12 protein-coding genes and 2 riboswitches are annotated in these 14,011 nt (G+C 73.6%); of the genes, 9 read left to right on the forward strand and 3 right to left on the reverse strand.

The window, feature by feature from the left end:
- Positions 1–76 precede the first annotated feature (76 nt).
- The gene (ctaE, locus tag BS73_RS28345; RefSeq protein ID WP_037577236.1) at positions 77–697 is read right to left on the reverse strand and encodes an aa3-type cytochrome oxidase subunit III; all 621 of its coding nucleotides are present in this window, start codon (positions 695–697) and stop codon (positions 77–79) included.
- A gap of 435 nt (positions 698–1,132) precedes the next feature.
- Between ctaE and BS73_RS28350 the strand changes: the two genes are divergently transcribed.
- From BS73_RS28350 to BS73_RS28360, 3 genes are all read left to right on the forward strand, one after another.
- On the forward strand, positions 1,133–1,567 hold the full coding sequence (locus tag BS73_RS28350; RefSeq protein ID WP_037577238.1) for a response regulator transcription factor: 435 nt from the start codon (positions 1,133–1,135) through the stop codon (positions 1,565–1,567).
- Positions 1,568–1,657: 90 nt separating this feature from the next.
- Complete coding sequence (trpD, locus tag BS73_RS28355; protein WP_037577241.1) at positions 1,658–2,737, forward strand: anthranilate phosphoribosyltransferase; 1,080 nt, start codon at positions 1,658–1,660, stop codon at positions 2,735–2,737.
- A gap of 256 nt (positions 2,738–2,993) precedes the next feature.
- A riboswitch (SAM riboswitch) is annotated at positions 2,994–3,113 on the forward strand.
- 202 nt (positions 3,114–3,315) lie between these two features.
- Positions 3,316–4,686, forward strand: a complete 1,371-nt coding sequence (locus tag BS73_RS28360; protein ID WP_037577243.1) for an aminotransferase class V-fold PLP-dependent enzyme — start codon at positions 3,316–3,318, stop codon at positions 4,684–4,686.
- A 58-nt stretch (positions 4,687–4,744) separates the two neighbouring features.
- Here the strand turns inward: BS73_RS28360 and BS73_RS28365 are convergent, their stop codons facing one another.
- Complete coding sequence (locus tag BS73_RS28365; protein WP_037577246.1) at positions 4,745–5,026, reverse strand: Lrp/AsnC family transcriptional regulator; 282 nt, start codon at positions 5,024–5,026, stop codon at positions 4,745–4,747.
- Between the two features lie 35 nt (positions 5,027–5,061).
- Positions 5,062–5,847, reverse strand: a complete 786-nt coding sequence (locus BS73_RS28370) for a rhomboid family intramembrane serine protease (protein WP_084704417.1) — start codon at positions 5,845–5,847, stop codon at positions 5,062–5,064.
- A 167-nt stretch (positions 5,848–6,014) separates the two neighbouring features.
- Between BS73_RS28370 and BS73_RS28375 the strand changes: the two genes are divergently transcribed.
- From BS73_RS28375 to BS73_RS28400, 6 genes are all read left to right on the forward strand, one after another.
- Positions 6,015–6,269, forward strand: a complete 255-nt coding sequence (locus BS73_RS28375) for a hypothetical protein (RefSeq protein WP_037577249.1) — start codon at positions 6,015–6,017, stop codon at positions 6,267–6,269.
- Positions 6,270–6,626: 357 nt separating this feature from the next.
- Positions 6,627–7,916, forward strand: a complete 1,290-nt coding sequence (locus tag BS73_RS28380; RefSeq protein ID WP_037581493.1) for an NYN domain-containing protein — start codon at positions 6,627–6,629, stop codon at positions 7,914–7,916.
- Between the two features lie 408 nt (positions 7,917–8,324).
- A complete protein-coding gene (locus BS73_RS40765; protein WP_152617754.1) occupies positions 8,325–9,536 on the forward strand; it encodes a C40 family peptidase in 1,212 nt (403 codons plus the stop codon).
- Positions 9,537–9,890: 354 nt separating this feature from the next.
- Positions 9,891–10,084, forward strand: a riboswitch (cyclic di-AMP (ydaO/yuaA leader).
- 10 nt (positions 10,085–10,094) lie between these two features.
- Positions 10,095–11,117, forward strand: a complete 1,023-nt coding sequence (locus BS73_RS28390; protein ID WP_037577251.1) for a C40 family peptidase — start codon at positions 10,095–10,097, stop codon at positions 11,115–11,117.
- 245 nt (positions 11,118–11,362) lie between these two features.
- Positions 11,363–12,460, forward strand: a complete 1,098-nt coding sequence (locus tag BS73_RS40510) for a C40 family peptidase (RefSeq protein WP_037577253.1) — start codon at positions 11,363–11,365, stop codon at positions 12,458–12,460.
- Positions 12,457–13,935: a hypothetical protein gene (locus BS73_RS28400; RefSeq protein ID WP_152617755.1), complete on the forward strand. Its 1,479-nt coding sequence runs from the start codon at positions 12,457–12,459 to the stop codon at positions 13,933–13,935. Before BS73_RS40510 ends, BS73_RS28400 begins: the two co-directional genes overlap by 4 nt.
- The last annotated feature ends 76 nt before the right edge of the window (positions 13,936–14,011 follow it).

The raw sequence follows: 14,011 nt of genomic DNA on the forward strand, positions 1-14,011 counted from the left end.
GGTGTCTGGGTGACCGTCAGGTCGGTCGGTCGGGACCGCCCGCGGTCGCCGGGGGACGGTCCAATCGGCCCGCTGCCTACTTGATGAGGTAGATCGTCGCGAAGAGTCCGATCCAGACCACATCGACGAAGTGCCAGTAGTAAGAGACCACGATCGCGGCCGTGGCCTGCTCATGCGTGAAGCGCTTCGCCGCGTAGGTCCGGGCGAGGAGGAGCAGGAAGGCGATCAGACCACCTGTCACGTGCAGCCCGTGGAACCCGGTGGTCAGGTAGAAGACCGATCCGAACGGGTCCGAGGACAGCGAGATGCCGTCCTTCTTCACCAGGTCCGTGTACTCGTAGATCTGACCGCCGATGAAGATCGCGCCCATCATGAAGGTGACGATGAACCAGGCGCGCAGCTTCTTCACGTCGCCGCGCTCGGCGGCGAAGACACCCATCTGGCAGGTGAGTGAAGAGAGCACCAGGATCGTCGTGTTCACCGACGCGAACGGCACATCGAGATGTTGATTGTGCTCGTGCCAAAACGCCGTGCCGGTCACCGATCGGAGCGTGAAGTACATCGCGAAGAGGGCCGCGAAGAACATCAGCTCGGAAGCCAGCCAGACGATGGTTCCGACGCTGACGAGGTTCGGCCGGTTGACCGACCCGTGTGCGTGCCCGGTTTCTACTGCAGTTGCTGTCGCCACGACCGACATTATGTCGGTCCCTTATTCCGCCTTCACGCCGGGGGTCCTTCCCGGGTGTGTCCCGGGTGTGGCGTACCCTCCGGCCACCGCTCCGCCGCCGGTCGTCGGCCCGGAGGCCGCTCAGGGCCCGGGGCGGGCCAGGAAGCTGACGCCCCTTCAGGTTTCCGGAGGGCCTGTCAGGGCGTCCTGGAGGGCGCTCGGGGCCGGGGGCCGGGCGCGACGCGCCGGGGGAGCGCCGGGCTCACCGTACCGGCCGTCCCTCTAAATGATGAAGAGATGCCGCCGTACGCGCCAGGACTGACGCCGCGTCGGAGATCGGCGTAGCATCGCTCGGCAGTGCAGGTGCAGGGTGCGACCGCCGTCACACTGGGCGAGCGGGGGCACACGAGTCACAGACCCCAGGGGGTTGTCCGCATGGCAGCTGCGTCCGGCGCGAGCGCGGGGATGCCCGCGCAGGCCACCGTCCTCGTGTACAGCGACGACCGGAACACCCGTGAGCAGGTCCGGCTGGCCCTGGGGCGCCGCTCCGCGGCCGGGGGCGCGGGCGGAGTCGAGTTCCGCTATATCGAGTGCGCCACCGTGCCGGCCGTCCTCCGCTCCATGGACCTCCACGCCAAGGGCGAAGTGCCGGTGCACCTGGTGGTGTTGGACGGCGAGGCGGTGCCGGCCGGCGGAATGGGCGTCTGCCGGCAGCTGAAGGACGAGATCTACGGCTGCCCGCCGGTGCTGCTGCTGATCGGGCGGCCGCAGGACGCCTGGCTGGCCGGCTGGAGCCGGGCGGACGCTGCGGTGCCGGCCCCGGTGGACCCGTCGGTGCTGGCCTCCACGGCCGCCGAGCTGCTGGGGCGCTCCGCACGATCATTCGCCGCGGCGGGCTGAGGCCGGGGCGGGGCGGGCCGTCGGGTGGATAGGGTGGAGGGTGTAGTCCCCGTCCCCTTTCTATAGGGGCCCGTCCGCTGGAGAGAAGCCATGGCTGAGTTGCGACCTGCGAAGAGCGGCATCGAGCCCGCGCAGGTGCGCAACTGGCCCGACCTGCTGACCTCGCTGATCCGCGGAGAGGACGTCTCCGAGGAGACCACCGCCTGGGCGATGGACGAGATGATGACCGGGGCCGCCACTCCGGTGCAGATGGCCGGCTTCCTGGTGGCGCTGCGCGCCAAGGGGGAGACGGTCGCCGAGGTCGCGGGCCTGGTCCGGTCGATGTACGGGCATGCCACGACGATCGAGGTGCCCGGCGAGACCGTGGACATCGTGGGCACCGGCGGCGACCGGGCCAAGACGGTGAACATCTCCACCATGTCCGCGATCGTCGCCGCCGGGGCGGGCGCCCGGGTGGTCAAGCACGGCAACCGGGCGGCGTCCTCCCGGAGCGGCGCGACGGACGTGCTGGAGAAGCTCGGGGTGAACCTGGCGGTTCCGGCCGAGAAGGTGGCCGGGATCGCCGTCGAGGCGGGGATCACCTACTGCCCGGCGCCGGTCTTCCACCCCTCGATGCGCAACGCCGGGCCGGCCCGCGGCGGGCTCGGGGTGCCGACCGTCTTCAACTTCCTCGGCCCGCTGACCAACCCGGCCCGGGTGCGGGCCTCCGCGATCGGCGTCTTCGACCGGCGGATGGCCGGGATCATGGCGGGGGTGCTGGCCGAGCGGGGCTCGTCCGCGCTGGTCTTCCGGGGCGACGACGGCCTCGACGAGCTGACCACGACCGGGACCTCCCGGGTGTGGATCGTCCGGGACGGGGACGTCCGGGAGACCGTCTTCGATCCGCGGGACGTGGGGATCCCGCTGGTGGACATCGAGGCGCTGCGGGGGGCGGATCCCGCGTTCAACGCGGAGGTCGCGCGGAAGGTGCTGGCGGGGGAGCGGGGGGCGGTGCGGGACGCGGTCGTGCTGAACAGCGCGGCGGCGCTGGTCGCGCTGGCGCCTGCGGCGACGCCGTTGGAGGAGCAGTTGGCCGCGGCGATGGAGCGTACGGCGAAGTCCATCGACTCCGGCGCGGCGCGGGAGGTCCTCGCGCGCTGGAGCGCGGCGACGGCGCGCGCGGCGGGGTGATCCCCGGGAGTTGCGAAGCAACTCGAGGGGCGCGGGGAACTGCGCGCCCAGCGCTGCGGGCTGCCGCGTCCGGCGACGGAGTCCGGGTTGCAACCGGGCGGCCGTTGCCGGGTGCGCCGCCGTGGCTGCCCGGGCGCGCAGTTCCCCGCGCCCCTCGATTCGCCCTTCGGGCTCATAGCGGGGCGTAGCCCCGGCGGCATCTCGAAAAGTGGGACGCGCGTCCCAGCGCGGGAGCCCTGTGGCATACTTCCCAGCAGGTCACGAGTGACAGCGAGAAGGCCCCGGCCGGCTGTCCGGCAACCCTCCGTCCGTGGCGGGGTGCCCCGGGTGATGACCAGGTCGAGCGGAAACACGTCCGCATCGGCAAGCGCGGACCCTGCTCTCGGGGTCCTGGGTCTCCGAGGAGTGCTGTTGATGATCAAGCGAATGCGTTAGAGGCCGAGGCGCCTCCCACTTCGCCGTACCCCCCGCGTCGCCGCCCCCGGTATCCGCGCGTTCCGCCGTACCCCCGCGCGTGCTGACGCGATGTCATCTCTTACCGCCGCCGCCGCGGTACCTCACGCCCTGGAGTGCCCGTTATGTCGTCTTCCTCCGCTTCTGTCGCCGCCTGTACCCCGCTCCCCGTCCTCGGTCGCGACGTCGAGGTCCCGCTGGTCACCGGTGAGAAGGTGGTCTACGCCGCGCTGGACTACGCCGCCAGCGCCCCCGCGCTGCAGCGCGTCTGGGACGACGTCGCCGCGTACGCCCCCTACTACGGCAGCGTCCACCGCGGGGCCGGGTACCTCTCGCAGCTCTCCACCGACCTCTTCGAGCAGAGCCGGGCCGCCGTCGCCGAGTTCCTCGACCTCCGCGAGGGCGACCAGGTGGTCTTCACCCGCGCCACCACCGACTCGCTCAACCTCCTCGCCTCCGTGCTGCCGGCCGGCACGGCCGTCTTCGCCTTCGAGACCGAGCACCACGCCTCGCTGCTGCCCTGGCGGCGCGCCGGACTGACCGTCGACTACCTGCGCGCCCCGCGCTCCCCCCGGCAGGCGGTCGCCGCGCTGGAGGAGGCGCTGCGCGGCACCGAGGGGCCGCGGCTGGTGTGCGTGACCGGGGCGTCCAACGTCACCGGTGAGATCTGGCCGGTCGCCGAGCTCGCCGAGGTCGCCCACCGGCACGGCGCGCGGATCGTCCTGGACGCCGCCCAGCTCGCCCCGCACCACCGGGTGTCGGTGCGCGAGCTGGACGTGGACTGGGTCGCCTTCTCCGGGCACAAGCTCTACGCGCCCTTCGGGGCGGGCGTGCTGGCGGGCCGTCAGGACTGGCTGGACGCGGCCGAGCCCTATCTGGCCGGCGGCGGCGCCTCGCGCAGCGTGGCCAGGGAGGCGGACGGCTCGGTCGTCGTCGAGTGGCACCAGGGCGCGGCCCGGCACGAGGCCGGCTCGCCGAACGTGATCGGCGCCTACGCCATCGCCTCGGCCTGCCGGGCGCTGACCGAGGCCGGGCTGGACACGCTGGCCGCGCGCGAGCAGGAGCTGCTGGCGCGGCTGCGGGCGGGGCTGGCGGAGGTGCCGGAGGTGAAGGTGCTCTCGCTCTTCGGGGACGGGCACCCCCAGGTCGGCGTCCTCTCCTTCGTCGTCTCCGGCTGGAACTCCTCGCACTTCGCCGCCGCCCTGTCGGCGGAGTACGGGATCGGCGTGCGGGACGGGCTGTTCTGCGCCCACCCGCTGGTGCGGCATCTCCTCGGCGCGGAGGAGGAGGCGCCGTCCGAGTGCGGGGCGCCGGAGGGCAGGGACGGCGAGCGCTCGCTGAACGCCATCCGGGTCTCCTTCGGCGCCGGCACCCCGACCGAGCACGTGGACCGCTTCGTCACGGCCGTCAAGGAGCTCGTCTCCGACGGCGCGCGCTGGTCCTACCGGACGGAAGCCGGCCGCTGCGTCCCCGACACCCGCATCCACGCCGCCTGAGCCCCCGGACGCAGCGCCGCAGGCGCCCCTGAGGTGCGCCTGCGGCGCCGGCGCTCCGCTACTCGTCGAGGCCCAGCGCGAACGCGGCCTCCAGGTCGTGCTCGGAGTATGTGCGGAACGCGATGTGCGTCTCGGTGTGGGCGACGCCCGGGATCTTGTTGACCTTGCCCGGGATGACGTCCGCGAGGTCCTCGTGCGCCCGTACACGGACCATCGCGATCAGGTCGTAGCCGCCGGCCACCGAGTACACCTCGCTGACGCCGTCCAGTGCGGCGATCGTCTCGGCGATCTCGGGGATCCGGTCGACATCGGTCTTGATGAGGACGATCGCGGTGATCACATGGGCTCCTGGGCAACACCTGAGCGGGGGTTCGGTCAGAGCCAGCGTAGCCGCCGCGGCAGACCGACATATCTCAGCCAGGCCCAGAGGAATCCGACCGTGAAGCCGATCAGGTGCGCCGGGTAGGCGACCCCGGAACCGCTCCCGGACGAGACCCACTGCAGGACGAACCACAGCCCCAGCACCAGCCAGGCCGGGAAGCGCAGCGGGATGAAGAAGAAGAGGGGGATCAGGCTGGTGATCCTGGCCTTCGGATAGAGGCGCAGATACGCGCCGAGGACGCCGGCGATCGCGCCGGACGCGCCGACCAGCGTCTGGCTCGCGTTCGGCGTCCCCATCTCCACCAGCGCGTAGCCGTACGTGGCCAGGTAGCCGACCGCCAGATAGAAGAGGAGGAACGGCGCCCGGCCCATCCGCTCCTCGGCCATCGCGCCGAAGACGAAGAGGAAGAGCATGTTCCCGGCCAGGTGGAGCCAGCCGCCGTGGACGAACATGGCGGTGAGGACGGAGAGCGCGGGGATCTTCGGCTCGGCGTGCGGCGAGCTCGGGCAGGCGGCCGTGCCGGCCAGCGCGGCGGGCTGGTTGTTCAGCAGCTCGCTGGGGATGACCCCCCACTCCCGGAAGTAGTCCTGCTGCACGCAGGCCGAGGAGTGCCCGTAGTAGAGCGGATTGAGCCCGGAGACCGGCCCGATCACGAACACCGCCACATTGACGGCGATCAGGCAGTACGTCATCACGGGGATGAAGGGGCTGCGGCGTACGCAGCGCACGAATTCCTCCACCGGGCGGGGGAGCCGGGGAAGCCGGAGACGCTGCACCATAGGGAGATCATTCCGTGGCGGGGGGAGCCGGGCATCGTGCGTGCGGCGTGTGGGGGAACGGGCGTGCTCACGACCGGTCTACGGGGGTGGAGTGTGGGATGTCGGCAGCAGGCTCTAAGGTGCAGGTCACAACAGCCGGTTTGCCTGGTTCGACCGAGGAGTCACCCATGCCCGTCCCCGCGCCCACCGATGCGACCCGCTGGCGCTGCACCCTGTGCGGCAATCTGACCCGTTTCGACGTCACCCGTACCACCCACGCCGTGGACTTCGTCCACCTCGACCTCGCCGGGGAGCCGAAGGTCGAGGAGACCCAGGTGCTGAGCGAGACCGTGGAGTCCGTGCGCTGCCGCTGGTGCAACGCGGTGGACCAGGTGGAGCTCGTCGACCGCCCCGGCCCGGAGGCCGCCTCGGTCGCCGAGTAGGCGCCGGGGCCGCAGGGCTGACGGGCCGTCGGGCCGGCCGGGGCCGCCCGGTGGCCCCCCGCCCGGCCCTGCCTCGCCCGGGCAGGCACCGTTTCGCGAGACAATCGTCTGGACGGGCCGCACGGAAGGGAACGCGGACGATGGATCGGAGCAGGGAACGTGGTGGACAGAGACCGGCCGAGCCCCGCCCCCGCGCCTCTGCCCGAAGACCCGCCGACTGACGCGGCAGCACCGCCGACTGACGCGGCGGCACCGTCTGCTGACGCCGCGGCACCGTCGGCTGCCACTTCGGCGCCGCGGACCGACGCCGCCGCGCCCCCCGTCGCGCGGCAGGAGGAGCAGCCGGGCGTCGGCCCCCTGGTCGAGGGGGTGCGGCGGCGGGTCGTCGGGCTGGCCTCGGACGGGCTGGCCGCCGTGCCCTTCGCCGAGCTGCCGATCGGCCTCCGCCGGTACGTGAAGTTCACCCCTTCCCGTCGGATGAAGCACGCCGCCAACGCGCTGGCCGCCGCCCTGGAGGCGGAGCCCGCCTTCCGCTCCCGGATCGCCGATCTCCTCCGCGCCGCCCAGCCGGAGCTGGTGGCCGCGCTGGAGGAGGGCGCCCCGCCGGCCGCCGCCGATCCGCTGGACGTCGCGGCCGCCGCCTATCTGCTGCGCACCCCCGGCTGGGAGCGGCTGGTCAACGAGACCGGCGAGCGGGTGGAGCGCGCGGAGGCGGAGGGCGCCGCCGTCGAGGCCAACCGCCTGGTGGAGAAGCTGCACGCGGAGATCGCCGCGCTGCGCTCCGCCCACCGCTCCGACCAGGACCGGGCCCGCGCCGAGACGGACGCGGCCCGCAAGGAGATCGAGTCCCTCCACCGCCGGCTGCGCCGGCTGGAGGCGGACACCCGCCGCGCCGAGGCCGCCGCCCGCCGGGCGGTCGCCGATCTGGAGGCGGTACGGGCCGCGGCCGCCGCCGAGCGCAGCACGGCCGACGCCGAGGCGCGCCGGCTGCGCAACCGCCTCGCCGACGCCGAGGCCTCCGTGGAGGCCGCCCGCCGGGCCGCCCGCGAGGGCCGCAGCGTGGAGGACATGCGGTTGCGCCTGCTGCTGGACACCGTGCAGCAGGCGGCCGCCGGGCTGCAGCGCGAGCTGGGCCTGCCGCCGTCCACGATGCGTCCGGCGGACACCGTGGACGCGGTCGCCCCGGCCTCCGCCTCCCCGCACGACGTCGCCCGCCGGGCGCTGGCCGGCGACGACCCGGAGCTGCTCGACCAGCTGCTGGCGCTGCCCCAGGCGCATCTGGTGGTCGACGGTTACAACGTGACCAAGACCGGCTATCCGCAGATCCCGCTGGAGAAGCAGCGGCTGCGGCTGCTGGGCGGGCTGTCCCATCTGGCCTCGCAGTCCGGGGCCGAGGTCACCTGCGTCTTCGACGGCAAGGATCTGGACGTACCGGTGCTGCTGGCCCCGCCACGGGGGGTACGGGTGCTCTTCAGCCGGTCGGGGGAGACGGCGGACGAGCTGATCCGCCGACTGGTCCGGGCCGAGCCGGCGGGCCGGGCGGTGACGGTGGTCTCCTCGGACCGGGAGGTCGCGGACGGCGTGCAGAGGGCAGGCGCACGCCCGGTGCCGTCCACCATGCTGCTGAAGCGTCTCGCCAGGGGCTGAGCCGGCCGGGGCGCGCCGCCGGGAGCGGGCGGCCCGTCGACGCCGCCGGTCAGGGGCGGGGGCCGGCGGTGGTCCGCAAGCCGTTCGAAGTCGACAAGACGTCAAAGCGCCCCCAACTCACCCCTGTTGGCGCCGGGGCTTCTGTGAAGAACGAGGCGGATTCGTATGACTGACATGACAGTCGTACACCGCTCCCACTAGTGTCTCCGCCGAACCTCCGGAAGTTGGTCGGCCAAACGGGACGACCAGGGAGGTTCCCGCCGAATCCGGCCCGGCAAGCGGGGGGTGCCGCCCCGGAGCCAGGATCCGCGGCTGGTTGGTCCGCGCGGGCGCGCATGCCCGTGGCGCCCTCCGGTCTTCCGCGGCAACCTCCTCGGCAGGCGGCCAGGAGTAAGGAAGCGATGCAGCTTGTCGCAGTTGCCGGAGACCCCGGAGATACCGGAGATGCCGCGTAAGCCGCGTGGAGCCCAGCACCGCCGCCCCGCACCCCCGAGCCGTGCGCGAGCCGGCGTGGTCACCGCGGCGGCGGCCGCGGCGGTGGCCCTGTCCTCGGGAGCGGGGTCCGGGACCGCCGAGGCCGACACCGCCACCCAGCTGGCCCAGGTGCAGAAGCAGGTGGACAGCCTGCGCCAGCAGGCCGGCGCCGCCGATGAGCAGTACAACGGCGCCCTGGCCAGGCGCCGGCAGATGCAGCAGCAGGTGAACGCCGCCCAGAACGACGTGGCCGACCAGCAGGACGCGGTGAACAAGCAGGTGGAGGGGATCGGCGCGATCGCCGCCGCGCAGTACCGGGACGGCGGCCTCGACCAGACCGTCGGCATGCTCACCGCCAAGGACCCCACTGACTACCTCAGCCGCGCCTCCACCGTGCAGCAGGTGGACCGGGCCCAGGCCGGGATGCTCCGCCAGCTCCAGTCCCAGGAGCAGACCCTGCGGGCCGCCCGGGACAAGGCCGGCAGTGCCCTGGAGGCCCAGCAGCAGCAGACCGAGGCGATGGCAGCCGCCCGGCAGACCGCGCAGCAGAAGCTGGCCCAGGCCCAGCGGATGCTGCAGAAGCTGACCGCGCAGCAGCGCGCGGAGCTGGCCCGCAAGGCCGCGGCCGAGCGGGCGGCGCAGGAGGCCGCGGCCCGCAAGGCGGCCCAGCAGGCCGCCGCCCAGCAGGCCGCGGCGGAGAAGGCGGCCCGGCGGAAGGTCGCGCAGTCCTCCTCGGGTTCGGGCTCGGGCTCGACCACGGGGTCGGGGTCCACCGCCTCCGGGTCGGTCGGCGCGCGGGCGCTGGCGGCCGCGGAGACCAAGATCGGCTCTCCGTACGTCTGGGCCGCCTCCGGGCCGAGCTCCTTCGACTGCTCGGGCCTGGTCCAGTGGGCCTACGCGCAGGAGGGCATCTCGCTGCCGCACTACTCCTACTCGGACGAGACGGTCGGCAGCGCGGTGAGCGGTCTGGCCGACGCGCAGCCCGGGGACATCGTGGTGATGCTCGGCGGTGAGCACGTGGGGCTCTACGCCGGGAAGAACTCCTCGGGGCAGTACATGATCCTCCACGCCCCCTATCCGGGGGCGTACGTCCGACTCGAGTCCATCGACACGATCGGGTCGGTGACCGCCGTTCGGCGTATGTGATCCCGTCGTGAACCCGAGATGAGGGAGAATCAGGCGTCCGTGTGACGCGTCTCACGGGCCGTCAGGCAATCCGGTGAGATGTCCGAATTCGCCCTCCGTGAGCCGAAGATGGCGGTAGCGTGGTCGCGCCTCGGTAGGGGCGCGGCTACGCCGTGTCGTGATTTCCGACCGGAGTTGCAACTAGGGAGACTTTTTACTTTCGGGGATTTGAAGGGATCACATTCCTGTTACTAGTCTCTGGCTCCGAACCTGCGCCAAGTCGATCACCCGCCCGGGTGGCAGCGCCGGTTACCGCCGAGTCTGGTGGAGGATGCGGAGCGAGGCCCGGGACGAGAGTCCAGGCGGCGCTCGGGGGAGCATCGGACACCGGAGCCGGGGAACCAATCTCCCCGGGGTGAATCGGCGCCAGGTCGCCCCCAGGCGGCCCGGGACACGCGAGCGCCTCACCGCGCTAGAGCGGCTTCCGGGTCGGGGACGTGAGGCGTCGTAGGGCAGTCTTCCAGCCCGAACCCGTCAGCTCACCCGGTAGGCGGTCGTAGGAAGAAGGAGCTCGCCTTCGTGGCGTCCCACCGCCGACCCAAGAACCCCAACCGCCGCGCCCGGGCCGCCGTGCTCGGTGTCACGGCGGCGGCCGCCGTCGCGATGTCCGCGAACACGGCCGCCCAGGCCGCGCCCAAGGAATCCCTGTCGCAGGTCAAGGCCGACGTCAACAAGCTCAACGACCAGGCGGACGGCGCGATCCAGAAGTACGACGGCGCGAAGGCCCAACTCGCGCAGGAGCAGAAGCAGGTCGATCTGCTCGAGAACGAGGTCGCCAAGCAGCAGTCGCAGGTCAACACCTCGCTGGAGAACCTCGGTTCGCTCGCCGCCTCGCAGTACCGCACCGGCGCCGTCGACCCCACCGTCCAGCTGATGATGTCCTCGGACCCCTCCAGCTACCTGCAGAAGGCCTCCTCGCTGGACCAGCTGACCACCCAGCAGACCGACATGCTGAACCAGCTGAAGCAGCAGCAGGCCGGTCTCGCCCGCGAGAAGGCCCAGGCCGAGGCCAAGCTGGCCGGCCTGCAGTCCACCGCCAAGCAGCTGGCGTCCGCCAAGAGCGACGTGCAGAAGAAGCTGGCCGCCGCGCAGGCCAAGCTCAGCTCGCTGACCGCGGCCGAGCGTCAGAAGCTCCAGCAGCAGGAGGCCTCCGCGGTCAACGACGCCGCGAGCCACGTCGGCGGTACCGCCTCCTCCGGCGCCGCTGCCGCCGCCTTCGCCGCCGCCAAGACCCGCCTCGGCGACGCCTACGTCTTCGGCGCGACCGGCCCGAGCAACTTCGACTGCTCCGGCCTGATGATGTGGGCCTACGAGCAGGCCGGCGTCTCGCTGCCGCGCACCTCGTACGCCCAGGAGAACGTCGGCACCTCGGTGCCGCTCTCCGAGGCCCAGGTCGGCGACCTGGTCATCTTCAACGGCGGTGAGCACGTGGGGATGTACGCCGGCAACGGCGTGGTCCTCCACGCCCCGCACACCGGCGCCGTGGTCCGCTACGAGTCGATCTCCACGATCGGCAGCGTGGTCACCGTCCGCCGCGTCTGAGCCTCCCCCGCTCGACCACCCGGCCCGGTCCTCCTCGCGGAGGGCCGGGCCGCGCGCGTCTCCGCGTGCCGCCCCTGCCGCGGATTTCCGCTCGGGCCCGGAGACCCGCGCTGAGCTGGCAGATCGTCAATTCGTACGTGTGCCGCCCGAATTTTCGCCCGGTGGGGGGTTTGGACCAGGCGCCCTCTTCTCGCTAACGTCAGCGCTCGTACCCACGGGGCTCACGGGTGAAGGGAGTTCGCGCGATGGCGTCGCATCGACGGGCCAGGGCCCGAGCCGTTCCCTTCCTTGGCGGCGGGGCCGGGCGCACCCTCGCCCTCACCGTGGCCGCGGCCGCGGCGGCGCTGGCCGGCGGCGGCAGCGCGCTCGCCGCCCCGGGCGGGCCGGGGGCGGCGGCGGGCGCCGGCGACCCGGCGCAGCGCCTCCAGTCGCTCTACGAGCAGGCCGAGCGGTCCGGTCAGCGCTACGACGCCGTGCAGGAGGAGAGCGAGCAGGTCCAGGACCGGGTCGCGGACGTCCAGCAGCGGATCGCCGTCGAGCAGGAGCAGCTCAACGGCGCGGTCGACGAACTCGGCGCGCTGGCCGGGGCGCAGTACCGGGACGGCGCCGTCCCGCCCACCCTCCAGCTGATGCTGGACAGCCGGCCCGAGGAGTACCTCGACCGGGCCGACGCCCTGGACCGCGCCGACGCCCGCACCGCCGACCGGGTGCACGCCATCGAGGAGCGGCAGCGGCGCCTCGACCGCGACCGTGACCTGGCGGAACGTCAACTCGCCGAGCTCCAGCGGCTGCGCGGGCAGCTGGCCGGGGCGAAGTCCGCCGTGCAGGGCCGGCTCGCCGCGGCACGGGCGCTGCTCTCCTCGCTGGACGCCCGGCAGCGGGCGGCGGTGGAGGCAGCCGTCAACGGCAGGGCCGGGGGCGCCGACGGCCTCTCCGACCCGGCCGCCCAGGCCGCCGACGCGGCGCTGGCGAACGCGGGCGGCGCCGGCGCCCCGGATCCCCGGGCCGCCGCGGCGGTCGCCGCCGTGCGCGCCGCGCTGGGCCGCCCGTACGTCTACGGCTCCACCGGTCCCGGCTCCTTCGACTGCTCCGGGCTGATGTACTGGGCCTGGCGGCACGCCGGGGTGACCCTGCCGCGCACCTCGCAGGGCCAGGCGGGGGCCGGGCAGCGGATCCCCCTCTCCCAGGCCCGCCCCGGCGACCTGGTCATCTACTACGGCGACCGGCACCATGTCGGGATGTACATGGGCAACGGCATGGTCGTCCACGCACCGCACTCCGGCTCCTCGGTCCGCTACGACCGGGTGACCGCCATGCCGGTGGAATCCGTGGTCCGGGTATGAGCGCGGAACCGAGCGCCTCCGACGAGGACGAGAATCGCGAGCGGGAGCGCGAGCGGGATCGGAGCCGCGAGCCCCTTCCCGGTCAGCGGGGCGGCACGCCCCCTGCCGGGCACCCCTCGCGCCGCCGGGCGCTGCTCCTCGGCGCCGGCATCGCGGGCGGTCTCGCCGTCGGCGCGGCCGGGGCGTACGCGGCCCGGGCGCTGCCCGACTCGGCCGACGGCCCCGCGTCGGACGGCCGACTCGGCCCGGACACCGACGCCGCCGCCCCGCTGGCCCTGGACGAGACCGACCGCTCCGGCGTCGACGCGCTGCTCCGCGAGCGCGCGGCGGCGGTGCTGGCGCACGACCGCGGGCGGCTGCTGGCCACCGTCGACCCCCAGGCGGAGCCCAGGTTCCGGGCGGCGCAGGGCGCGTTGACCGCGAACCTGGCGGCCGTGCCGCTGGCCGAGTGGCGGTACCGGCTGGTGGCCGTGGACGCCTTCCCGCTGCCCGCGCTGGCCCAGGCCGCGGCACCCGGCCAGCCCGCGGAACGGCGGCTGGCCGCGCGGATCGAACTCGACCACCGGTTGCGCGGCTACGACACCCGCCCGCTGACCTCGACCCAGTACCTCACCCTGGTCCGGCGGTCCGGCCGGTGGCTGGTCTCCTCGGACAGCGACGGCGCGGCCGCCGGCCTCCACGGCGACGTCCAGCTCTGGGACCAGGGCGCGGTACGGGTGGTGCGCGGCCGGCGCTCACTGGTGCTGGGGCTGCGGCCGGTGCCGCTGCTGCGGGCGCTCGCCGAGGTCGCCGACGCGGCCGCACCGATGGTCGAACGGGTCTGGGGGAGCGGCGCGAGCAGCGGCGGCTGGCCGGGGCGGACGGTGCTGCTGGCCCCCGCGGACCTCGACCAGTTCGCGGACCTGCTGAGCGCCGAACCGCGGGCCTACCAGTCGATCGCCGCGGTCACCACCGGCGAGCTGGGCGCCGGGACGGCGCCGGCCGACCGGGTGATCGTCAACCCGCAGGCGTACGACGGGCTGAGCGCGCTGGGGCAGCAGGTCGTGATCACCCACGAGACCACCCACGCGGCGACCCGGGCCATCACCGAGCCGTGGACCCCGCGCTGGCTCGCCGAGGGCGCGGCGGACTGGACCGCGTACGCGGCGACCGGCCGCAGCGCGCGCCAGATCGCGCCGGAGCTGGCGGCGGACATCCGCGCGGGTCGCGCGCCGCGGGCGCTGCCCACCGACGCGGAGTTCGCGTCCACGGCGCCGCGGCTGCCGCAGGCCTATGAGGAGGCCTGGCTCGCCTGCCGCTACGTGGCCGACCGCTGGGGCGAGCCGCGGCTGCGCGCGCTCTACCGCGCGGTGGCGTCCTCCGCGCGGCATACGCAGAGCGCGGCGGTCTCCTCGGCCCTCCACGCCGAACTGGGCGTCTCGCCGGCCGAGTTCACCTCGGCGTGGCGCGCGTACGTCCGCACGGCGATGGGCTGAGCTTCCGCTGGGCGCGCAGTTCCCCGCGCCCCGGATTGCAGCGCCGAAGGCGCGAAAACAGGGGCGCGGGGAACTG

The sequence above is a fragment of the Phaeacidiphilus oryzae TH49 genome, from assembly GCF_000744815.1.
GTDB lineage: Bacteria > Actinomycetota > Actinomycetes > Streptomycetales > Streptomycetaceae > Phaeacidiphilus > Phaeacidiphilus oryzae.